Source organism: Arthrobacter sp. TWP1-1, assembly GCF_049897845.1.
Lineage (GTDB): Bacteria > Actinomycetota > Actinomycetes > Actinomycetales > Micrococcaceae > Specibacter.
The window spans coordinates 13,743-33,761 of sequence record NZ_JAFCXC010000006.1; the positions used below are offsets into that span (position 1 = coordinate 13,743).

Below are 20,019 nucleotides of genomic sequence, written 5' to 3' on the forward strand. Positions count from 1 at the left end.
ACTCGTCATGTGTCAGCAAAATGTCATCTAACAACTATTTCCGCGCATCTTTGGCGGTACTCTTTTCCTCATGACAACTTCCTCTGACACCGCCGCGATTCGGGCGGCCACCGGAACCCAGTTCACCTTGCGCCACGGCGATGCCACCGCCATTATTGCGTCACTGGCGGCCGGGCTGCGCCATTATGACAAGGGCGGTGTGGAGCTGGTTGAGAGCTACCCGTTGGACTCGATCGCCCCTGGTGCAGCTGGGATCACGCTTGCGCCCTTCGCCAACCGCATCGATGGCGGACTGTGGGAGCTCGATGGCACCCGCCAGCAGCTGGACATCACGGAGGTTCCGCGGAACAACGCCATCCACGGCCTCTTGCGCAATACCGGGTACCACGCCCTTGAATCCAGCGAGACGCACGTGCTGCTTGAAGCTATGATTCACCCGCAGCACGGCTACCCGTTCCTGGTCCGGCATCAGGTCCGCTACGAACTTCTTGCCAACGGCGATCTCCGTGTGGCCCAAACCCTCATCAACGATTCCGCCCGGCCGGCCCCTTTCGTCCTCGGCGCGCACCCCTACTTCACCCTCGGCACCACCGCCGCTGAGGACCTGCACATCCAGGTCAACGCCGCCAGCTACCTGACAGCCAACGAGCGCATGATCCCGACGGCCGCCGTCGAGGTTTCCGGGGTCTTTGATCTGCGCGCGGGCAAGTCGGTGCCGGAGTCACTTATGGATCACGCGTTTACGGACCTCGTGACGGACGACGGCGTTGCCCGGCACACGCTCTCGGCTCAGGACGGGCGGAGCGTGAGTTTGTGGCATGACGCCAGCGTCCGGTACGTGCACGTCTTCATCACGAAGGATTTTCCTGGCCGTTCGCTGGCCGTCGCTATGGAACCAATGACGGGGCCGGCCAACGCGTTCAACAGCGGCGACGGCCTCCGCTGGCTGGCTGCAGGGGAGTCCTTCACCATGAATTGGGGCATCGAATCAACGCTCTAAAGGCCACTGCTTAGGGTGCTGCTTAGGGGCTGCCGCCACGCGGAAGATGGACACCGTTTAACGTATCGGCGGCCAATGGGGAATTATTGATTCATGACGCCTGCACAGCATGAACAACAGAGCTATTCGCAGAATGATTCGGCAGGAGTTCCCTTCGCGATGCGCGTGGCCGGAGCATGGGCTTGGCGACTAGCCATTGTCCTCATAGTCACGGCCATGTTGATCTGGTTGCTGAGCAAGGTCACCATCTTGCTCATTCCCATCATGGTGGCTGCAATCATTGCATCCCTGCTACGACCACTGGTCCTCGGGATGAAAAAAATTGGCATGCCGCAAGGCCTCAGCGTGGCCCTTGCCGAGGGTGGGCTTATTGTTCTGGTGGTGGGTGGCCTGTTCCTCGTGGGACGGCAGCTGGTTGTCGGATTCTCCGATCTCAGCAAGCAAGCCATCACGGGCCTGATCCAGATCCAGGATTGGCTGACAAGCGGTCCGCTGGGTCTGAGCAACGATGAGATCTCCAAGTACCTCGACGACGCACTTGCTGCGCTGCAGAACAACACCAGCGTGATCCTTTCCAGCGCGCTGGGTGTTGGCACCAGTGTCACCCACTTCGCTGTGGGTATTCTGTTGACGCTGTTCATCCTGCTGTTCTTCTTATTGGAGGGCCAGGATATTTGGGCGTTCATCGTCAAATTCTTCCCACGCCGGGCACGCCCCGCAGTGGACGGTGCCGGACGCCGAGGCTGGACGTCGCTGGGCAATTACGCCCGTGTCCAGGTGCTCGTCGCCGCAGTTGATGCCATCGGCATTGGTGCCGGTGCCGCGATCATTCAGGTCCCGTTGGCACTGCCGCTGGGTGTCCTGGTCTTTGTTGGTTCATTCATTCCTGTGGTGGGTGCCCTGGTGACAGGCGTGATCGCGGTACTGCTGGCCCTCGTAGCCAACGGGTGGGTCAATGCGCTAATCATGCTCGGCATCGTGCTCTTGGTGCAGCAGCTGGAAAGTCACCTCCTGCAGCCGTTCGTCATGGGACGTGCTGTCTCCCTTCACCCCGTGGCCGTCATCCTTGCCGTTGCAGCGGGCTCTGGAATCGCAGGAATTCTTGGCGCACTGTTTGCCGTCCCGTTGCTGGCCGTGGCCAATTCCTTCATTCGCTACATTTCCGACCGTGGTTGGGAACATGATCCGCTGCTGCCCGATATTTACGGGCTGCCTCAGGTGATTCCCGACGGCGTCGTCGCTGAGCCAGCGACTGCCCAAGCCGGCGCTGAAGAAGTGCCAGGATCCGGCGTCGTAAGTAAACCTCCGGCCGAATAGGCCGGGCAACCCCGGGCGCGGCAGGACCGTGCCCGGATTTTAGATCCACCTCAGTTCCGTATAGAAAGAGATAAAGAACCGTGAACGCAATCAGCGATCTCCCCGTCACCCTTGCAGATGTAGAACAGGCACGGGAGTTGTTGACTGAGATTATTGCGCTGACGCCGATTGAGAGTTCGCGGGCGCTGGGGCGGATGACCGGCTCAGAGGTTTTCTTCAAGTGTGAAAACCTGCAGCGTGCGGGCTCATTCAAGGTTCGCGGCGCCTACGTACGCATGGCCAAGCTCACCGCGGAAGAGCGTGCTCGCGGTGTGGTGGCAGCATCCGCAGGAAACCATGCCCAGGGTGTTGCCGTCGCGGCAAAGGCGCTCGGCATTAAGGCCCGGATCTACATGCCAGTTGGTGTGGCTCTCCCCAAACTGGCTGCCACACGCGGCCATGGTGCTGAGGTGATTCTGCATGGCTTCAACGTGGACGAATCGCTGGCCGAGGCCGAGCGCTTCGCCAATGAAAGTGGCGCCGTGTTTGTGCACCCCTTCGACAACGTCGACGTGGTATCCGGTCAGGGGACCATCGGCCTTGAAATCCTGGACCAGGTTCCCAACGTAGACACCATCATCATGGGCGTTGGCGGCGGTGGGCTGTTGGCCGGCGTTGCCGTTGCCGTGAAGGCGCGTGCCAAGGAGCTGGGCCGGGAAATCCGGGTCATCGGCGTCCAGGCGGAGAACGCCGCGGCCTACCCTCCCTCCCTCGCCGCCGACGCGTTGGTGCCGCTGAAGAAGGTCTCAACCATGGCGGACGGCATTGCCGTTGGCCGTCCTGGACAGCTGCCGTTCTCCATCATCCGAGAGCTGGTTGATGACGTGATCACTGTCAGTGAAGACTCACTTGCCCGCGCCCTGATCTTCCTGTTGGAACGCGCCAAGATGGTGGTTGAGCCGGCCGGTGCCGTAGGTGTGGCCGCGCTCATGGAAGGCAAGATCGAAAACCCGGGAACTACCGTGGTTGTCCTCTCCGGCGGCAACATCGATCCGATGTTGATGCTCAAGGTGATCCAGCGCGGTCTTGCCGCTGCCGGCCGGTTCATGACAGTCCGAATGATGCTCAACGACCGACCCGGTTCACTGGCGACCATCTCACGCATCATCGCCGAAAACGATGCTAACGTCACCGGCGTCGACCACACACGAGTGGGTGGCTCCATCTCGATGGGCGATGTCTCCATCACCGTGAACCTTGAAACCAAGGGCCACGAGCACTGCGAAATTGTTCTGACGGCGCTGCGCTCCGAGGGCTTCCAGCCGATCGTGGTGCACTAAGGGCCCTGCTGCTGTGCTCCAGTGATCCATTAAGCAGCTCCTGCGGGTGTTTCTCGGCTCCGGAAATCCATTAAGCATGTCCTGCGGGTACTCGGCTTGGTAGCCCGCAGGAGCTGCTTAAACGATTCTGGGTTGCGCCCGGAAGCGGCTCAATAGCTGCAGCGGACACAAGAAAGGCCGGGCTTCCACTGGGAAACCCGGCCTTTCTTGTGTCGGCTGCGCGCTATAGCGGCAGATTAGCCAACGTACGGCTTGGCGGAGACGATGACAACGTCGATGGTGCGGCCATTGGGCGCAACATAGTTCAGCTTGTCGCCAACTTTGGAGCCCATGATGGCCTCACCGAGGGCCGAACGCTCGCTGTAAACTTCCAAGTCACCGGCGCCAACCTCGCGGCTGCCGAGCAGGAAGGTTGTTTCGTCACCGGCGATGGTGGCCACAACAACCATGCCCTGCTCCACGATGCCGTCATCGGCAGGCGCCTCGCCGACACGGGCATAGCGCAGCATTTCGCTCAGCTGGCGGATGCGGGCCTCGATCTTGCCCTGCTCGTCCTTGGCAGCGTGGTAGCCGCCGTTTTCCTTCAAATCGCCCTCTTGACGAGCCTGTTCGATCTTGCTGACGATCTCGGCGCGGCCGGGGCCGGACATCTCGGTGAGCTCAGCCTGCAAGCGGTTGAAGGCTTCCTGAGTCAGCCATGCAGAGGGGGGCGCACTGTTGGTGGTAGCCACGAAGTTCTCCTTGAATGTACAAAAGCAAAGGCCCCGCTGCAGGTTATCCACTGACAGCTCGGGTGTATGCAACCTGAAAGGTGCACAAACCACGCGCTGAAACTCAATGTCTCACCTAGCGGGGCAGATGGTAATAGATTCCAGTTTAGTCAAGAAGAGCGATAAACCCAAGAATGGGGGTGTTTGGTGTTACGCCGGGTCCACGATCCAGCAGCTTTCCACCACGCCCGTGACGGCCAATGCATCGGTCCGCAGCTCACCACGGACCAGAGTTGTGCGGCCATTCTCCGAACCAACATCCTTGCTGTTCGGGCCAACCGTGATGACCTTCCAGCCAACCACCGCATAGGAATTGTCCATGGCCTTTATTTCGCATGCTGCTGTCGCATCGGGGTCCTTGGACACTGTCAGATCTACGGTGGTCACTGTGTCATCAACCACGTTGTAACTGACGATTTTCTGGGTAACACCGCCGTTGCCGCCAATAACTGCCCAGAGAATCCACGAAAGTGACAAGACTGCCGCCACGATCAGGAGAATCTTTTGGGTCTTTTTGGACACGGTTCGCTTGGGTGCGCCGTATCGATTGGTTAGGCTGGTAGGTGCTGAAGAATCAGAGTTTGTCACTGCATCCACTTGTGTCTGTTCCGCGGGGTTGCCGCGGTCTGGCCGCCCCAGTGACGGGGCGTTGGACTAAGGCAAGTTTAGCGTTTATTCGGTGCCCGCTTTGCCCCATCAGATCCATGTATGTTCGACGCCGGTCCCCACCGGCGTCGACCCCTCAACCGTCCGCGGCTCTACAGCAGCCAGGTTCCACCAGAATCGAAAGAAGCCCCACGTGAACAGCAATGAGCGGAACATCACCGAGCGCGCAATGGCCGCCCCGCTGCGTCTTTTGGCAGTCCACGCCCACCCCGATGACGAAGCAAGCAAGGGTGCGGCCATGATGGCGTCGTACGCTGCCTCCGGCGTTGGTGTCATGGTGGCAACCTGCACCGGCGGGGAGCGCGGAGATATTCAGAACCCCGCCCTTGTTGGCGATGCCCATTCGGCCCGCGACATGGGCGGCGCCCGTCGTGTGGAAATGGCCAAGTCGGCAGAGATCCTCGGCATCGCGCACAAGTGGCTGGGGTTCACCGACTCCGGTCTCCCGGAAGGCGACCCGTTGCCTGAGCTGCCGGTGAACTGCTTTGCCCTGACGCCTTTGGAGACGGCTGCCGCGCCGCTGGTCCGCTTGGTTCGGAGCTTCCGGCCGCACGTGATTGTTTCCTACGACGAAAATGGCGGCTACCCCCACCCCGATCACATCATGGCTCACAAGGTTGCCGTCGAGGCCTTCAATGCTGCAGGGGATCCGGAGAAATACGTGGGAACCGGTGACGCCTGGGAGCCCTCAAAGTTGTACTACGATCTGGCGTTCAATCCGCAGCGCTTCCGTGCACTTCACTTTGCCTTGGAGGAGGCGGGCCTGGCCTCACCTTACGCCGAGCGTCTTGCCGCCTGGCTCGAGGGCGACCCCGAAGGTCACACCCCTCCAATCAGCTCGCACCCGACCACAACGCAGATCGATTGCGGTGACTACTTTGACACCCGCGACGACGCCCTGCGCGCCCATGCCACCCAGGTTGACCCGGAGGGCTTCTTCTTCGCCGTGAGCCCCTCGATGCAACGCAAAGTGTGGCCGTGGGAGGACTACTCATTGATCGAATCCCGCGTTCTCACCACCACGCCGGAGAACGACCTGTTTGCTGGCTTACGATAGACAGTGGACGTTTTCCTGTTGGCACCAGCCACACCGGGGATGAAACGAAAGACGAATTGTGCTTAATTTGATGTTGCTTGCCACCACCGACCCGGCGATTCCCACCCAGCCCGGTCTTCGCCCCGGGCTGACCGAGGACCAGGTCACCCCAGGTCTTCTCGGGTTCATCGTCACCTTCTCCATCGTGGCGATCATGTTTTTCCTCATCCGTGACATGGTCAAGCGGGTCCGCCGAGTTCGTTACCGGTCCCAGGTTGAAGAGGGTCGCGTAGGCGGTTCGCATGGTCCCGCTGCCGATCACATGGGTATCCCGATCAGAACGGACGACGCCGAAACTTCCGTTCCGGGGAACACCTCGGCTTCGGCTGGGGAGCCTGAAGCTGACGCTCCGGCGCCAGAGAAAAAATAGCTCTTAGCGATGAACAGGCTGGCGGGTGAACCAAGCGCGTACCTCCGCCAGCATGCGCATAACCCCGTGGATTGGCAGCCGTTTGACGAGGCTGCCTTCGCGGAAGCGGCAGCACGCAAGGTGCCCATTTTTCTCTCGGTGGGGTACGCCGCCTGCCACTGGTGCCACGTTATGGCCGGGGAATCCTTCGAGGACCCGGCCATCGGCGATTACCTGAACACGCACTTCGTCTCCATCAAGGTTGACCGCGAGGAACGTCCCGACGTGGACGATGCCTTCATGGCCGCCACCCAGGCACTCTGCGGTGAGGGTGGCTGGCCCATGAGCGTCTTCCTGACCCCCGACGGCCGGGCGTTTCACGCCGGAACCTACTTCCCGCCGTCGCCCGTTTCTGGCCGACCTTCCTTCATGCAGGTACTCGCGGCCGTTCAAGAGGCGTGGACCGAGCGCCGCGATCAGGTGGAACGCACTGCTGCCGAGCTGGCACAGGCACTTTCCCAGCCGTTGTGGACGGTGCGTGCTGCGCCACCCGCCGAGGTAGAGCTTGCCGGGGTAGAGCTTGGAGTGGCGGACCGCCCAGACTGGACCGGGGCCGCGGCGGCTTCCGTTATTGCTATGGCTGATGCCGAGGATCTTGTTCACGGCGGTTTGGGGCAGGCGCCGAAATTCCCGCCAACTCCCGCCTTGGAATTCCTGCTGCGGCACGCCGCCTCGGGAGCGGACACGGCCTCGGTTGCCCTTGGCTTGGCTGGCCGGACCTTGGGTGCCATGGTTCACTCGGCGCTGTTCGACCAGCTTGGCGGAGGCTTCGCCCGCTACAGTGTGAGCGCCGATTGGTCCGAGCCGCACTACGAAAAAATGCTCTACGACAACGCCGGGCTGCTGCGGGCGTTGGTCCAGTGGGTCCGGCTCGCCGAGCACGTGCCCGACGCCGGGACACCCGCAAGTGCCGTGGCGCCCCTGAGCGTCGCCGACGCACGCGACGCGGCGGCCGTCGTCGTCCATTGGCTGCTGCGGGAAATGCGATTGCCGGGTGGGGCGTTCGCATCGTCTCTGGATGCCGATACCGTCATCGACGGTGTTCACCACGAGGGTGCCAGCTATCAATGGACCCTGGCCGTGATACAGCTTGCCGCTCGCGAGTGCACCGCCACCGAAGAAGAGTCTCTGGCTCTGGCCGATGCCGTGGCTGGTGCCATGAGAGTTGGTGCCGGAGCAGTTCCTCTCAACCCCGGGCGTGCTCTTTCCGCGGACGAACAACAGGCATGGGAACGGATCAAGCCCGCCTTGCTGGCTGCCCGAGCCGGCCGGGTCATGCCCGCGCGTGATGACAAGGTTGTTGCGGCCTGGAATGCCACGCTCATGGGTGCGTTGGCCGAAGCGGCCATGGTGCTGGAGGAGCCCGCCTGGCTGGCCGCCGCCGTCGAACTTGGCGAATATCTGCACGAGGTGCATTGGGACGGGCAACTATTCCGCGTCTCGCACAGTGGCGCGGCGCGTGGCATCAAGGGTCTGCTGGAAGATTATGCGGCGTGTGCCAACGCCTACCTGGAGCTTTATGCAGCCACGGGCGATCCGCGCTGGTTTGATTTTGCCGGGCAGCTGGTTCAGGTGTTGGAAGAGGATTTCATTGCCGACGGCGTGGTGTTCAACCATGGGGCCCACGGGGATTCGGCGGCGGCATTGCAGGGCTCCCGTTTTGCCGATCCGTTCGACAACGCCACGGCCAGCGCGGTCGCGTTGCTGGCCGGTGTGTTTGCTTCGTGGGCTGCGTACACGGGATCGCACAGGCACGCGGTGATAGTTGAGAATTTGTTGGCCGGTGTGCCCGAGCTGGCGCGGCGTGCGCCCCGGGCGGCCGGTGGACTGCTTGCGGTGGCCCAAGCTATGGAGGCCGGTCCGCTCGAGCTAGCCGTGGTTGGTCCGGCTGGCCCCGCACGTGATGCTCTGCTGCGCCAGGCCTGGCTTTCTCCCTCGCCGGGGATGGTCCTTGCTGTGTGGGATGGTTCTGGAACCGCACCCGTACCGCTTTTGGAGGGCCGTTCGCCAGCTCAGGCTGGGGACACCAGCGGGGATGTGGCCGGCGACGTGGCCGCTGCGCCGCTGGCCTACGTCTGCCGAAATATGGTGTGCGCCCGGCCGGTGACGACAGCGCAGGAACTCCGCGATCTCCTCCGGTAACTGCCGGGACGCTGCAAGTCCGCTGATTCTGGCGAGGACTGTCCTTTGTGCCAGTCTTTGTCGCAACGCCCGCAACAGTCTCGTGAATGTGGCGGCTACCGGATAGATTGTTCGGAACACTTCTCCATCCGGGGATCTGTGGGGAGATTCCGGAAGGAAACAAGAATGCGTGTACTTCGTCGTGTCGTTTTTCCCATCGTGTGGCTGCTGATTTTCAGCGTCATTGCGGTGGCTCTCGTCAAGATTGCTTTTATCGACGGGCTCAAGGACCAGGGCGAGCAGCTGGTTCCGGACGCTCGAATTCAGGCGCCCGTTATTGCAGCTGCGCGGGCTACTGTCACCAACAATGTGGAAATGACAGGCACCGTCCAGGCCGACGCCGCCATTCCCGTTCGCTCCACCGCCGTCGGAAAAGTTGTCTACTTCTTCGTTAACAAAGGCACGCAACTTGCCGCGGGGGACAAGATCTACCAGATCCGCAGCGAGGTTGTTCCGGAGCCCGTCGCCGTTGTTGACGACGCCGAGGAGTCCAGTGAATCTGCGGCTCCAGCAGCCGGTCCGGTCTATGCGTACACGGATGTGGTGGCCACGGAGGCTGGAATCCTGGACACCCTGACGGTCTTGATGAATCAAGAAACCAGCGTGGGCGAGACCACCGGAACCATTGCGCCTGGCACGTTTTCCATCACCGGATCATTGACAACGGCACAGCAATTTCGGCTGATGGGTAGGCCAACCACCGCCACCGGAACCGTCACCGATGGCCCGGCCCCGTTCACCTGCCAAAATGTGGAGCTCAGTAACGCTAAGGCAGAAACCGGCACCGGCGCAGCTGTTGTGGGTCCGGGAGTTCCTGACGTGATGGCCGTCGCCCCGGCTGAGGCTGGCAGTGGTCGGGTCAGCTGTTCCATTCCTGCCGAGGTGGAGGTCTTTCCCGGTCTCGGTGCAAGCATCACGCTAACGGCCGGAGAGGCGAAAGACGTCCTGACCCTGCCGCTCACTGCGGTGAAGGGTAGCGTCCAAAATGGCGTCGTATGGATCCAGACGGCGGACGGTGGCGCACCCGAAGAACGCGATGTGGTCCTGGGCCTCAACGACGGCAACCAGGTGGAGATCGCTTCCGGCCTCACGGAAGGCGAACAGGTCCTCGAATTTGTTCCGGGCACCGACGCCGTCATGCCTGATGGGCAAATGGCCGGCTACGGCATGATCGGCGGCTGACCATGACAAGTATTTTCGATAATCGAGATGAGGGCCCCTTCGAGAAGCGGTCCCAGAAAATGGACGACGGCGGTGAGCTCGCCGAACGCTCTCCGGGCACCGTCGGCGAAGCGGACAGCCAAATTGCGCCGTTTGTTGACCTTCGCAACGTCACCCGCACCGTGATTCTTCCTGACGATCAAGAGCTCCACATCCTGCGCGGGATCGATCTGCAGGTGCGGATCGGCGATCACACCGCCATCGTTGGACGATCCGGCTGCGGGAAGTCCACCTTGTTGAACATTCTCGGTCTTCTCGATGTACCCAGCAGCGGCGAGATGTTCTTTGACGGGACACCGGTGGACAGGCTGGGGAACAACACCCGGGCCAAGTTACGTGGAGCCAGCATCGGATTCATCTTCCAGCAGTTCAACCTGCTGCCGGGACGCACAGCCTTGGAAAATGTGGTGACGCCGTTGATGTATGCGGGACGCAAGGAATTTTGGCGCCGCAATGCCATCGGCATGGAGATGCTCGAGAGGGTTGGGCTGGCAGCCCGGGCAAGCACCCAGCCGCACATGCTTTCCGGTGGTGAGCAGCAGCGTGTGGCTATTGCCCGGGCTCTGGTCCGCAGGCCAAAGCTCATCCTTGCCGATGAGCCAACCGGCGCCCTTGACGTGGAAACCGGCCAGGCCGTGATGGACCTATTGGACTCCATTGCCACCGAATCGGGGGCTGCGCTGGTCACCATCACCCACGATCTCAACGTTGCGGCACGGGCGCGTACCCGGTACCGCCTGGATGCTGGTGTCTTGTCTGCCACGGATGGCATTCCGGCGGCCGAAGCACTCATGGCGGTGGGCGCATGACGGGGATCATTTCGGCCATGGTCGAGGCGTGGAGCGAATTGCGCATTCACAAGACCCGCGTCTTGCTGGCCCTGATCGGCGTCGCGCTTTCGGTGGCGGTACTCACCACAGTGGTGGGGGTTGGCAATCTGGCCCGGGAAGGTATTCGGCTCGATTCCGAGCGCAACGGTGGCCGCGAGGCGACCCTGACGGTCAGCATTCAATCCGGCCAGCCCAACGGTGATGCCCTTGACGCTGCACGGACCACCGAAATTCTCGACGCCACCATTGAACGCTATGGCTTCACCCACGCCAGCCAACTGCTGCGCTCACAAGCCCGTTTCCAGTTCCCCAATGGGGTGCAAAACGTGGAACTGCAAGTGGTGGACCCGCCGTACGGAACCATTCATCGCGTGGACGTCACCCAAGGTGCGTGGTTTGCCGACGACGACGCCGAACGCATGGCTCCCGCCGTCGTCGTCAATGAGGCGTTCTATAACGCCGCCGGACGGCCAAACCTCACCACCGAACCACAGGTGAGCGTTCTGGGTGACAACCCGGCAACGGCCGTGATTATCGGCATCATGCCGGACGCCTATCCGCAGTCGATGCCACAGGCGTTCATGCTGACCGAGGCGGCGGCCGCTGTTGGGATTGGCGGGGACCAATTTGGTATGGGCCAGGAACTGCGAATTTGGGTGCCCACTCCCATGGCTCAAGAGCTGGTAGATACGCTCACCGCCGATCTGACGCAACAATTTCCCGGCTCCTATGTTGGCGTGTACCGCAGCGACTATGCGGCGTACGGGGATCCCTTCGCCATGGTGCAGATCATGGTGTCCGGGATTGCCGCGCTGATTCTGTTGCTCGGCGCCGTGGGGCTGCTGAACATCTCCATGGTGACGGTCCGCTACCGGGTCCGTGAGATTGGCATCCGGCGCAGTTTCGGCGCCACCTCGGGGCGAATCTTCACCGGCGTCATGATGGAATCGGTGGTGGGAACGACGGTTGCTGGCGCCGTTGGCGTCATGATTGCCGTTGCGATCGTCAAGAACCCCTTCGTGGAATCCAAGGTTGCGCCGGGGCTGGATGTTTACCCGGCGTTCCCACTGGAGGCCGCACTCCTCGGCCTGGGCGCGGCCGTTCTAGTGGGTGCGCTGGCCGGAGCCATTCCGGCCCTCGTGGCCATCAGGGTCAAGGTCATCGACGCCATCCGCTTCTAGGCTCCCGGTTCCAAACAACAGATCAGGCGACTTTTCCAGCGGAAAGTCGCCTGATCTGTTGTTTGGATGAGTCAGGGGAAGGTCACCAGAATGACGGCAACAAAGTGGCATGCAAAGCCGGCCACGGTCAGTGCGTGGAAGAGCTCGTGGAAGCCAAAGTGCTGGTGGCTGAAGTTCGGTTTCTTGATCCCGTAGATCACGGCGCCGGCGATGTACATGGCGCCGCCTGCGCAGATGAGCAGTGTTGGCGCGCTACCGGCCGCCCAGAATTGCGGGAGGAAGAACAATGCCGTGGTTCCGAGCAGGACGTAGATGGGGACGTACAACCAGCGGGGTGCGCCAACCCACAAGACCCGGAACAGCACCCCGGCCACCGCTCCGATCCAGATCATCCACAACAACAAGGTGGCAGTGGGGCGCGGCAGCATCAGGTAGGACAGCGGCGTGTAGGAGCCAGCGATGACCAGCATGATGTTGCTGTGGTCCAGCCGTTTGAGCGTGGCTCGAGTGGTGGGGGACCAGTTGCCGCGATGATATAGCGCGCTCGTACCAAAAAGAAGGACGCCCGTGGCAATGTAAATCGCGCAGGTGATTTTTGCGGCCGTACTGGGCGCCAGGGCCACGAGGAAGATGCCTGCGATCAGCACCAGGGGTGCGGTTCCTGCATGCAGCCATCCTCGCCAGCTTGGTTTGTGCTCTATTTCCGGGAGGCTGGTCATGGGAAAAGCATAACGCAGCGCCATGCTATGTTACTGATCGGTAATGTGCGTCTTGGTGCGATTCAATGTCACCAGCAGGTAATCTAGAGCTAGCAAGATTCGTACGGCCGCAGGGCCATTATTCGCAAAGGTCCGGTGCACTCAAATGCGGTTGTCTACCACTTCTTTGCGGATGCCAAAGTTGTTGTACAACTTCTATGAACGGCGATTGGCCCGCGCACTCGACACAAGCCGCGTACCCGCCCACATTGGCGTCATGGTTGACGGCAACCGCCGCTGGGCCAAACAATTCAACGCCCCCACCAGCGAGGGTCACCAGGCTGGCGCCGACAAGATCCTGGAATTCCTGGGTTGGTGCCAGGACCTCGGCATCAAGGTTGTCACGCTGTACATGCTCTCTACCGACAACATGAGCCGCTCACCAGAAGAGCTTGACGAGCTCATGGGCATCATCGCCAACACCCTTGATCTGCTCGACGCCGATGCCGACATCAGCGTCCACGCCATGGGCGCACCGGAACTGCTGCCCGACTACCTCGCGGCCCGGCTTTCCTCGCTGACAACACGCGTCCCGGCCAAGGAACGCATCCACGTCAACATGGCCATCGGCTACGGTGGACGGCGCGAAATTGTCGATGCCGTCAGCGAGCTCCTCCATGATGCCAACAATGCCGGACGGACCATGGTTGACGTTGCTGACTCACTCACCGTGGATGATATTTCGAAGTACCTCTACACGCGCGGCCAGCCGGATCCGGACCTGGTCATCCGCACCTCCGGCGAGCAACGCCTCTCTGGATTCCTGATGTGGCAAAGCGCGTACAGCGAGTTTTACTTCTGCGAAGCGCTCTGGCCCGCCTTTAGGAAGATTGATTTCCTGCGCGCCCTGCGCGACTATGCCGGGCGCAGCCGCCGCTTCGGCGCATAAGAGTTTCCGCCCCCAACGATGGCGATCGGCGCCGTCGTCCGCCGTCATGCAACTGGGCAACATCGCTGTCACCCAAAGTTCACATCAACGTCATCAGACACGCCCCTAAAATGTGCCCGGCAGCACATTAAAGCGGCGTAGCTTTGGGCATAACGGAGGGCAACTCCGCCCGACGTACCGATTGGATTCCGGACCCGTTTAAAGGTCCGGAGGGCTGGAGCAGACGTGGTCGAAACCATGAACCTTGAGCAGCATTCACAGAGCCCGCACACTGGGGCAAAATTGCGTACGTATATCATCGACACCTCTGTTTTACTGTCGGATCCGCGCGCAATCGTCCGCTTTGCCGAACACCAGGTGGTGGTGCCGATCGTGGTGGTTTCCGAGCTGGAGGGCAAGCGCCACGATCCCGAACTTGGCTACTTTGCCCGCACAGCCCTGCGTCTGCTCGATGATCTGCGCGCACAGCATGGCAGCCTCGCCTCGCCGGTTCCCCTAGGGAACGACGGCGGGATGTTCCGTGTGGAACTCAATCACGTTTCGCTCGATGTGCTTCCGGCAGGCATGCGGAGCATGGACAACGACTCACGCATCCTCGCGGTCGCCAAGAACTTGGCCAACGAGGGCCATGCCGTCACGGTGGTCTCCAAGGATGTGCCGATGCGCGTCAAGGCGTCCGCACTGGGTCTGGTGGCGGAGGAATACCGCAACGAACTGGTGCAGGATTCAGGCTGGACGGGTGTTGGTGAAGTCGATGCCACTGAGGCCGAGATGACGGCTCTGTACAACCACGAGCCCGTACCGATCCCCGATGCTTCCGTCCTTCCGGTCAACACCTCGCTTGTCATCACTAGCAACAGGGGATCTGCTCTGGGCCGCGTTGGCGCAGACCAGCAGGTCCGGCTGGTGCGCGGAGACCGCGAGGTCTTTGGTCTGCACGGCCGCTCGGCCGAACAGCGTCTTGCCTTGGATCTCCTGTCCGATCCGGAAGTTGGAATTGTCTCCCTCGGTGGCCGGGCAGGAACCGGCAAGAGCGCGCTGGCCCTGTGTGCAGGGTTGGAAGCAGTCCTGGAGCGAAACGAACACCGCAAGGTTGTGGTGTTCCGGCCCCTGTACGCCGTGGGTGGTCAGGAACTCGGCTACCTGCCCGGTTCCGAAAGCGAAAAGATGAACCCGTGGGCCCAGGCAGTGTTCGACACTCTTGGCTCCGTGGTTTCAGACACGCTCATGGACGAAATCATGGAACGCGGACTGTTGGAGGTGCTGCCGCTGACTCACATCCGCGGACGCTCCCTCCACGATTCCTTCGTGATCGTGGATGAAGCACAGTCGCTCGAGAAGAACGTGCTGCTGACGGTCATGAGCCGCATTGGCCAGCGCTCGAAGATTGTTCTTACCCACGACGTTGCCCAGCGTGACAACCTCCGAGTGGGCCGGCACGATGGCATCGTGGCAGTGGTAGAGACGCTCAAGGGACACCCGCTCTTTGGGCACGTCACGCTCACCCGCTCCGAACGCTCACCCATCGCAGCCCTCGTGACGGAAATGCTGGAGCGCGCAGAAATCTAGTTCCCCTATTTCATCTGTGTGGCAGTTGTTGTACGAAAAACACCGGAAATCGGGGAAATCGGTGCAACTACTGCCACACAGATCTTAGGTGGGGACGATTTTGCTGGCTATGCGTCAGGGCCCAGATCCCACGGGATGTGGGCCCTGACGTCTGTCAGTCCCATGCTGACTTCTTCAAAGAGATCATCGAGCATGTACTCGTCAATGCCCAGGAGGATCATCCAATGCCCGGCTCCGGCGGTGCTGCCGTCCAGGGACTGGGAGGCCACGCAGATGCCCGTCTCCAGATCGATGCGGACGGCGGTGCGGCCCGGGAATAACAAAGGGGCATCGGCGAAAACGGGTCGGTAACTGGCATTGGGCGTCAGTACGGCCTCGACGGCGGATCGGCCATGGTGGGTTACCGCGGCGATGTGTTCAATTTCTGCCACGTTAGCAAAGGGCGCCTCCAAGGGAACGGGGCGATCGCCCGCCAGTTCCACGGGATCCAGCGCGGCGGCCGATCTGCCTGAACCATAAGCGGGCTCACCATAGAGGGCCTCGGGGCGGCGAACCACATAGCCGTCGCCGTCCTTCACTGGATTCACAAGAGCTGGCGGGAGCAGCCAGGGCTTCCGGTTTCCGCTGATGAAGAGCGAGTCCTTGGACTCGTTGATCTTGGTGGTGCTGGCCAATAGCTTTCCCTCGGGGGTCTCAACGCGAAGGGCTCCGGGGCGGCGGACCCAACAGTTCATGGCCAAGGCCGGAGCAAGATGCGCGGCGCCCGCGCCCGCCACCCAACTGGTGCCTGCGCCGCCGTCGGCCTGGGTAGGAAACTTACGGTGCAGCTCAAACCGGAGTGTCTGCCAACGCCACGGCGAAGACCTGCAAATGTGCCTAAATGACTCGGCCGAGTACGGGGAGGTGCTCATATCCACAGCTTAGTCCCGGCGCCGCGAATTCCGCCCGAAGTGTGGGGGATTGGCGTAGCATCGCGCTATGGTCACACGGCTGATGGACTTGTGGGGGAGCAGTGTCCCCGCATTCCTGTGCGTCGCGGCCGCCTGCCTGTATCTGCTGTGGCTCGCCGTCGTCTTGAGCGTTGTTGATGTTCGCACGCACATCTTGCCCAACCGCTACGTCCTGCCGGCCTATCCGGTGGCGGGGGTGCTGTTGGTGGGGGCTGCGCTCGCCGCCGGTGCTCCACAGTATGTGGTGGGAGCTGCTGGCGGTGCGGTGGCCATGGTCGGACTGTATTGCTTGCTGTGGGTAGTGCGCCCGTCCGGACTGGGGTTTGGGGATGTGAAGCTGGCCGGCGTTCTTGGACTGTTCCTTGGTTTCCTGAGCTGGCAGCACGTGGCGTTGGGTGCCGCCGCGGGATTCGTTCTTGGGGGTCTGTGGGCGCTGGCTCTTGTGGTGAGTGGCCGTGGAACCGCCAAATCGGCTATTCCCTTTGGGCCGTCAATGCTGGCGGGAACACTCGCCGTCATGCTCCTGGTCCCGGCCTGAACGGCCGGACCCTTTAGCTTGGACCTCCGCCGGCTAGATGCTGGTGACGTAGCTGCCCACACGACCTGAACGGGGTTCGCGGGTGGTCACATAGGCGCCAGCTGCTCCGGAGTGGGACGCAGTGGTGCTCACGTAGTGGCCGGCGGGTTCTGAGGAGGGGCTCGTGGTGGTTACATAGGAGCCATAGTGGGCGGTTTCGAGGCGTGCTGAAAGTGTGAAGGTGTTCATAATAAATCCTTTGGGTTGCGTGTTTTGGGCGCAACAAATAGCGCCCAGATGTTGTGTGGACTAGAGGGTACGGAGGGAGCGTTGCTCCCGTGGCCGGTTATTCGGCGGAGATATCAGCAGACTGGCATGCGGAGCACAGGCCCCAGAACGTAACTTCGGCCATCTGAATGGTGAAGCCATTGGTGTTCGACGGCGTGAGGCAAGGGCTGGCCCCGACGGCGCAGTCCACGTCCTCAACGCTCCCGCAGTTGAGGCAGGCCACGTGATGGTGGTTGTCACCCACGCGACTCTCATAGAGGGCCGCCGATCCGGCCGGTTCGATCTTGCGAATCAATCCGGCGGTCACAAGAGCGGCCAGTACGCCGTAGACAGCCTGCAGGGAAGTCTTCGGCAGCGCAGTGGAGACGATGGAGTACACCGTCTCGGCATCGCGATGGCCGGGCTTGGATACGGCGTCGAGAACGGCGACCCGTGGTGCGGTCACCTTCAGTTGGGCGGACCTAAGCCGACCCTCCAAAATCTCATATTGCGCATCCTTGGCCATGCTTCAACTCTAACAGTTGTTTTGAATTACTCAAAACAAAACCGGTGAGGCCTTTGCCACCTTTGAACTACCGCGCCGGCACGCTGTAACGGTGTTCGGGCCTACCCGTGGCGCCGTAGCGCAGAGAGATGGCGATAGCGCCGTCGTCGGCCAGTGCGGACAGATACCGCTGGGCCGTAGTTCGGGAAATTCCGACGGCGGCTGCCACGTCCGCGGTTGACTGGTCTCCGCGGGTGGCAAGGGCCGCCAGGACGGCCGACTCGGTTGCCGAACTCGTCTTCGGTCCCGCGGCCGGAGCGCTGGGGTGTAGGGCCTGCCATGCATTCTCGAGCCGGTCCTGGTTCAGGCTGCCGGTTTCTGATAACAGGCGCCGGTACCTGGCGTAGCCGCGCAACCGGGCTTCCAAAAGTTCCGCCGAGAAGGGCTTGATGAGATATGCCAAGGCTCCGCGCCGCATGGCCTTGCGGACCGATTCGGGGTCGGAGGCGGCGCTGAGCATCATGGCGTCGTTATCGATGGTTCGCAGTAGATCCAGCCCCGATGCATCGGGAAGATACACATCCAACAGCACTAGATCGGGCCGCTCGGCAGTTATGATCTGGAGCCCGAGGGCGGCTGTGGGAGCCGGGGGCAGGGCGCGAAAGCCCGGTACGGCGTCGACAAAACCGGCGTGCAGCCGACCCACGTGAAAATCATCCTCGACGATGAGGACGGTGAAATCTTGGCTCATGGTTGCTCCTTGAAGCGGGGTTCCAGTGCTATGACGCCTGGCAGTCGGGCGCAGAATACGGCGCCCTGGGTTTGAGGGGAGCCACTGTCAGCAACCCACACGTCGCCGCCGCGACGTCGGGCAATATGACGGACAAGGGCCAGACCCACGCCGTGGCCGGCAATGGGGTCGGTCATGGGGGCAGTAATGGGGTCAAGAGGGGAGGGGGCGGCTGTTGAATATCCGGCCGTGAAGATCAGTCCACTTTCGCCGCGCAAACCGTCCCCGGAATCGGCCACGACAAGGTGAAGCGTGCCGCCGGACTCCGTGTGCTCATCCAACACCTCCACCTCAACCCATTTGTGGGGGGAGGCGCCGGAGACGGCTGCCGTGATGGAGTTGTCGAGGAGATTTCCCAGCACGGCCGTCACGTCCTGCGGATCGGTAATGTGACCGCGGATGGAGGTGCCCGGGCCAATCCGCAGTTCCACACCGCGCTCATGGGCCTCGATGCTTTTGGCGCCGATGAAGGCCTCAAGATAGGGGTCGCTGAGCAGGCCCAGGTCCTGGGCCGGATACGTCAAGGGGCCGCTGTCCATGATTTCGCCAATGTAGTCACGCGCCTCGGCGGTGCGATCCAAGGCCAACAGGCCAGCCACGGTGTGCAAGCGATTGGCGAATTCGTGCCGCTGCGCTCGCAGGGCGGTGCCCAGTGCGTTGACGGCGTCGAGCTGGCGGGTGAGCGCCTGAACCTCGGTCCGGTCCCTGACCATGATGACGCGCCCCAACGGCAGTGCGCCCTTTTCGTTGGGTCGAATGTCATTGAGTCGAACCGGGCGGGCAGTGACAATGACAACGCGCTCGTCAACCACGTGTTCGTGTGGCCCGTAGTCCCCGGTGACCGCGCCAAGAAAATCTGGCAGACCACTTTCCGCCAGCGAAAGGCCGCTGTAATCGAGGGTCGATCCGGGCGTCAGAAGCCGGCGCGCACCCTCGTTGAAAACGGTGATTGTGCCGTTCTCGGAGATCCCTATGACACCTTCATCAACTCCGCGCAAGACCGCTTCCTGATCCTGGGCCAAACCGGAAATCTCCTCCGGCTCCAAGCCGAGGGTGAGCCGTCGCAGTCGGGCGCCCATTATGGTCGAGGCCACGGCAGCCAAGGCCAGCGACGCGGCGGCGATCAGGGCCACCGGCACAATGTTGCGCAGCATCCCGGCAACGATGTCGTCGCTGTCAAAGCCCACGCTGACCTCGCCCACCACCTTGGTGGTCGAGCCAGGGGCAAAAACGGGAACCTTGGCCCGGGCCGATCGTCCCAGCGTGCCGTTTTCCTGCGAAGTCTCCTCGCCGCCCGAGAGGGCCACCGACGGGTCTGTGGAAACCATTTGCCCCAGCAAAGCCGGGTTGGGATGCGCAAGCCGCAATCCGGCGTCGTCCGTCACCACAACAAACAGGGCGCCCGTGCGTTCCTGGGCTGAGGTGGCGAAATCCTCCAGCGGCCCACCCGCCAAGGTTTCAGGGGTCAACAAGGCCGTGGGAGTGGCGGCGAGGGTGGCGGTCTCGCGGCGAACGTCCTCCGAGGAGGCCACGGTTCGGGCCACGGCAAGAGCGCGCTCCTCGGCCTGATCGCCCAGCCACTGATACGTCAGAGCCGCGAAAGTGCCCGCCGTCATGAGCACCACGGCGCACACCACGGCCAGCTGCAGCAGCAGCACGCGGGTGGAAAAGCGCAGCCTGACGGCGGCTCGGGCTTGCGTCATTGAAAGCATCTTTCGCTCGGCACAACGGTGTGGGTTTAACGGGATAAACGTACTCAATGGGCACTACTTGTGGCAAGTGCA

Annotated in this window: 20 protein-coding genes; 12 read left to right on the forward strand and 8 right to left on the reverse strand. The window is 62.0% G+C overall.

Annotation, left to right across the window (positions count from 1 at the left end; translation table 11 throughout):
• The first annotated feature begins 70 nt into the window (after positions 1 to 70).
• The 3 genes from ACP7B9_RS11845 to ilvA all read left to right on the forward strand — a co-directional run bounded on the left by ACP7B9_RS11845 (position 71) and on the right by ilvA (position 3,636).
• Positions 71 to 1,000: an aldose 1-epimerase family protein gene (locus ACP7B9_RS11845; protein ID WP_425863614.1), complete on the forward strand. Its 930-nt coding sequence runs from the start codon at positions 71 to 73 to the stop codon at positions 998 to 1,000.
• A 93-nt stretch (positions 1,001 to 1,093) separates the two neighbouring features.
• The gene (locus ACP7B9_RS11850) at positions 1,094 to 2,317 is read left to right on the forward strand and encodes an AI-2E family transporter (RefSeq protein WP_425863616.1); all 1,224 of its coding nucleotides are present in this window, start codon (positions 1,094 to 1,096) and stop codon (positions 2,315 to 2,317) included.
• 80 nt (positions 2,318 to 2,397) lie between these two features.
• Positions 2,398 to 3,636: a threonine ammonia-lyase gene (gene ilvA / locus ACP7B9_RS11855; RefSeq protein ID WP_425863618.1), complete on the forward strand. Its 1,239-nt coding sequence runs from the start codon at positions 2,398 to 2,400 to the stop codon at positions 3,634 to 3,636.
• A gap of 236 nt (positions 3,637 to 3,872) precedes the next feature.
• On the opposite strand, the gene greA is transcribed toward ilvA, so the two are convergent.
• Together greA and ACP7B9_RS11865 are read right to left on the reverse strand one after the other, a co-directional pair.
• Complete coding sequence (greA, locus tag ACP7B9_RS11860) at positions 3,873 to 4,367, reverse strand: transcription elongation factor GreA (RefSeq protein ID WP_425863620.1); 495 nt, start codon at positions 4,365 to 4,367, stop codon at positions 3,873 to 3,875.
• 189 nt (positions 4,368 to 4,556) lie between these two features.
• The gene (locus tag ACP7B9_RS11865; protein WP_425863622.1) at positions 4,557 to 4,928 is read right to left on the reverse strand and encodes a DUF4307 domain-containing protein; all 372 of its coding nucleotides are present in this window, start codon (positions 4,926 to 4,928) and stop codon (positions 4,557 to 4,559) included.
• Positions 4,929 to 5,241: 313 nt separating this feature from the next.
• On the opposite strand from ACP7B9_RS11865, the gene mca reads away from it, so the two are divergent.
• From mca to ACP7B9_RS11895, 6 genes are all read left to right on the forward strand, one after another.
• Positions 5,242 to 6,129: a mycothiol conjugate amidase Mca gene (gene mca, locus ACP7B9_RS11870; protein ID WP_425863867.1), complete on the forward strand. Its 888-nt coding sequence runs from the start codon at positions 5,242 to 5,244 to the stop codon at positions 6,127 to 6,129.
• A gap of 58 nt (positions 6,130 to 6,187) precedes the next feature.
• Complete coding sequence (locus ACP7B9_RS11875) at positions 6,188 to 6,538, forward strand: hypothetical protein (protein ID WP_425863623.1); 351 nt, start codon at positions 6,188 to 6,190, stop codon at positions 6,536 to 6,538.
• 9 nt (positions 6,539 to 6,547) lie between these two features.
• On the forward strand, positions 6,548 to 8,719 hold the full coding sequence (locus ACP7B9_RS11880) for a thioredoxin domain-containing protein (RefSeq protein ID WP_425863625.1): 2,172 nt from the start codon (positions 6,548 to 6,550) through the stop codon (positions 8,717 to 8,719).
• Positions 8,720 to 8,884: 165 nt separating this feature from the next.
• Positions 8,885 to 9,940 (forward strand): hypothetical protein, encoded by a 1,056-nt coding sequence (locus ACP7B9_RS11885; protein WP_425863627.1) that lies wholly within the window; start codon positions 8,885 to 8,887, stop codon positions 9,938 to 9,940.
• 2 nt (positions 9,941 to 9,942) lie between these two features.
• A complete protein-coding gene (locus tag ACP7B9_RS11890; RefSeq protein WP_425863629.1) occupies positions 9,943 to 10,788 on the forward strand; it encodes an ABC transporter ATP-binding protein in 846 nt (281 codons plus the stop codon).
• Positions 10,785 to 11,990, forward strand: coding sequence for an ABC transporter permease (locus ACP7B9_RS11895; RefSeq protein WP_425863631.1), 1,206 nt, complete (start codon positions 10,785 to 10,787; stop codon positions 11,988 to 11,990). Before ACP7B9_RS11890 ends, ACP7B9_RS11895 begins: the two co-directional genes overlap by 4 nt.
• 71 nt (positions 11,991 to 12,061) lie before the next feature.
• On the opposite strand, the gene trhA is transcribed toward ACP7B9_RS11895, so the two are convergent.
• Positions 12,062 to 12,709 carry a PAQR family membrane homeostasis protein TrhA gene (trhA, locus tag ACP7B9_RS11900; protein WP_425863633.1) on the reverse strand — a complete coding sequence of 216 codons (648 nt, stop codon included), beginning with the start codon at positions 12,707 to 12,709 and terminating at the stop codon, positions 12,062 to 12,064.
• Between the two features lie 172 nt (positions 12,710 to 12,881).
• On the opposite strand from trhA, the gene ACP7B9_RS11905 reads away from it, so the two are divergent.
• Together ACP7B9_RS11905 and ACP7B9_RS11910 are read left to right on the forward strand one after the other, a co-directional pair.
• On the forward strand, positions 12,882 to 13,637 hold the full coding sequence (locus ACP7B9_RS11905) for an isoprenyl transferase (protein WP_425863634.1): 756 nt from the start codon (positions 12,882 to 12,884) through the stop codon (positions 13,635 to 13,637).
• Between the two features lie 237 nt (positions 13,638 to 13,874).
• The gene (locus ACP7B9_RS11910) at positions 13,875 to 15,206 is read left to right on the forward strand and encodes a PhoH family protein (protein WP_425863869.1); all 1,332 of its coding nucleotides are present in this window, start codon (positions 13,875 to 13,877) and stop codon (positions 15,204 to 15,206) included.
• Positions 15,207 to 15,313: 107 nt separating this feature from the next.
• Here the strand turns inward: ACP7B9_RS11910 and ACP7B9_RS11915 are convergent, their stop codons facing one another.
• Positions 15,314 to 16,117: a hypothetical protein gene (locus tag ACP7B9_RS11915; RefSeq protein WP_425863636.1), complete on the reverse strand. Its 804-nt coding sequence runs from the start codon at positions 16,115 to 16,117 to the stop codon at positions 15,314 to 15,316.
• Positions 16,118 to 16,184: 67 nt separating this feature from the next.
• Between ACP7B9_RS11915 and ACP7B9_RS11920 the strand changes: the two genes are divergently transcribed.
• The gene (locus ACP7B9_RS11920) at positions 16,185 to 16,694 is read left to right on the forward strand and encodes a prepilin peptidase (protein WP_425863637.1); all 510 of its coding nucleotides are present in this window, start codon (positions 16,185 to 16,187) and stop codon (positions 16,692 to 16,694) included.
• A 33-nt stretch (positions 16,695 to 16,727) separates the two neighbouring features.
• Here the strand turns inward: ACP7B9_RS11920 and ACP7B9_RS11925 are convergent, their stop codons facing one another.
• From ACP7B9_RS11925 to ACP7B9_RS11940, 4 genes are all read right to left on the reverse strand, one after another.
• Complete coding sequence (locus ACP7B9_RS11925) at positions 16,728 to 16,922, reverse strand: hypothetical protein (protein ID WP_425863638.1); 195 nt, start codon at positions 16,920 to 16,922, stop codon at positions 16,728 to 16,730.
• A gap of 97 nt (positions 16,923 to 17,019) precedes the next feature.
• The gene (locus ACP7B9_RS11930; protein WP_425863640.1) at positions 17,020 to 17,466 is read right to left on the reverse strand and encodes a Fur family transcriptional regulator; all 447 of its coding nucleotides are present in this window, start codon (positions 17,464 to 17,466) and stop codon (positions 17,020 to 17,022) included.
• Between the two features lie 67 nt (positions 17,467 to 17,533).
• Entirely contained in the window at positions 17,534 to 18,196 is a 663-nt protein-coding gene (locus ACP7B9_RS11935; RefSeq protein ID WP_425863642.1) for a response regulator, read from the reverse strand.
• Complete coding sequence (locus ACP7B9_RS11940) at positions 18,193 to 19,938, reverse strand: ATP-binding protein (protein WP_425863643.1); 1,746 nt, start codon at positions 19,936 to 19,938, stop codon at positions 18,193 to 18,195. Before ACP7B9_RS11940 ends, ACP7B9_RS11935 begins: the two co-directional genes overlap by 4 nt.
• Positions 19,939 to 20,019: the final 81 nt, after the last annotated feature.

Bases quoted from the DNA above. Each gene is read 5' to 3' on its own strand.
- ACP7B9_RS11850 (WP_425863616.1), top strand. From the start codon at position 1,094: ATGACGCCTGCACAGCATGAACAACAGAGCTATTCGCAGAATGATTCG.
- ACP7B9_RS11930 (WP_425863640.1), bottom strand. From the start codon at position 17,466: ATGGCCAAGGATGCGCAATATGAGATTTTGGAGGGTCGGCTTAGGTCC.
- ACP7B9_RS11920 (WP_425863637.1), top strand. From the start codon at position 16,185: ATGGTCACACGGCTGATGGACTTGTGGGGGAGCAGTGTCCCCGCATTC.
- trhA (WP_425863633.1), bottom strand. From the start codon at position 12,709: ATGACCAGCCTCCCGGAAATAGAGCACAAACCAAGCTGGCGAGGATGG.
- ACP7B9_RS11925 (WP_425863638.1), bottom strand. From the start codon at position 16,922: ATGAACACCTTCACACTTTCAGCACGCCTCGAAACCGCCCACTATGGC.
- ACP7B9_RS11905 (WP_425863634.1), top strand. From the start codon at position 12,882: ATGCCAAAGTTGTTGTACAACTTCTATGAACGGCGATTGGCCCGCGCA.
- ACP7B9_RS11940 (WP_425863643.1), bottom strand. From the start codon at position 19,938: ATGACGCAAGCCCGAGCCGCCGTCAGGCTGCGCTTTTCCACCCGCGTG.
- mca (WP_425863867.1), top strand. From the start codon at position 5,242: ATGGCCGCCCCGCTGCGTCTTTTGGCAGTCCACGCCCACCCCGATGAC.
- ACP7B9_RS11890 (WP_425863629.1), top strand. From the start codon at position 9,943: ATGACAAGTATTTTCGATAATCGAGATGAGGGCCCCTTCGAGAAGCGG.
- ACP7B9_RS11885 (WP_425863627.1), top strand. From the start codon at position 8,885: ATGCGTGTACTTCGTCGTGTCGTTTTTCCCATCGTGTGGCTGCTGATT.
- ACP7B9_RS11935 (WP_425863642.1), bottom strand. From the start codon at position 18,196: ATGAGCCAAGATTTCACCGTCCTCATCGTCGAGGATGATTTTCACGTG.
- ACP7B9_RS11910 (WP_425863869.1), top strand. From the start codon at position 13,875: ATGAACCTTGAGCAGCATTCACAGAGCCCGCACACTGGGGCAAAATTG.
- ACP7B9_RS11895 (WP_425863631.1), top strand. From the start codon at position 10,785: ATGACGGGGATCATTTCGGCCATGGTCGAGGCGTGGAGCGAATTGCGC.
- ACP7B9_RS11845 (WP_425863614.1), top strand. From the start codon at position 71: ATGACAACTTCCTCTGACACCGCCGCGATTCGGGCGGCCACCGGAACC.
- ACP7B9_RS11915 (WP_425863636.1), bottom strand. From the start codon at position 16,117: ATGAGCACCTCCCCGTACTCGGCCGAGTCATTTAGGCACATTTGCAGG.
- ACP7B9_RS11880 (WP_425863625.1), top strand. From the start codon at position 6,548: ATGAACAGGCTGGCGGGTGAACCAAGCGCGTACCTCCGCCAGCATGCG.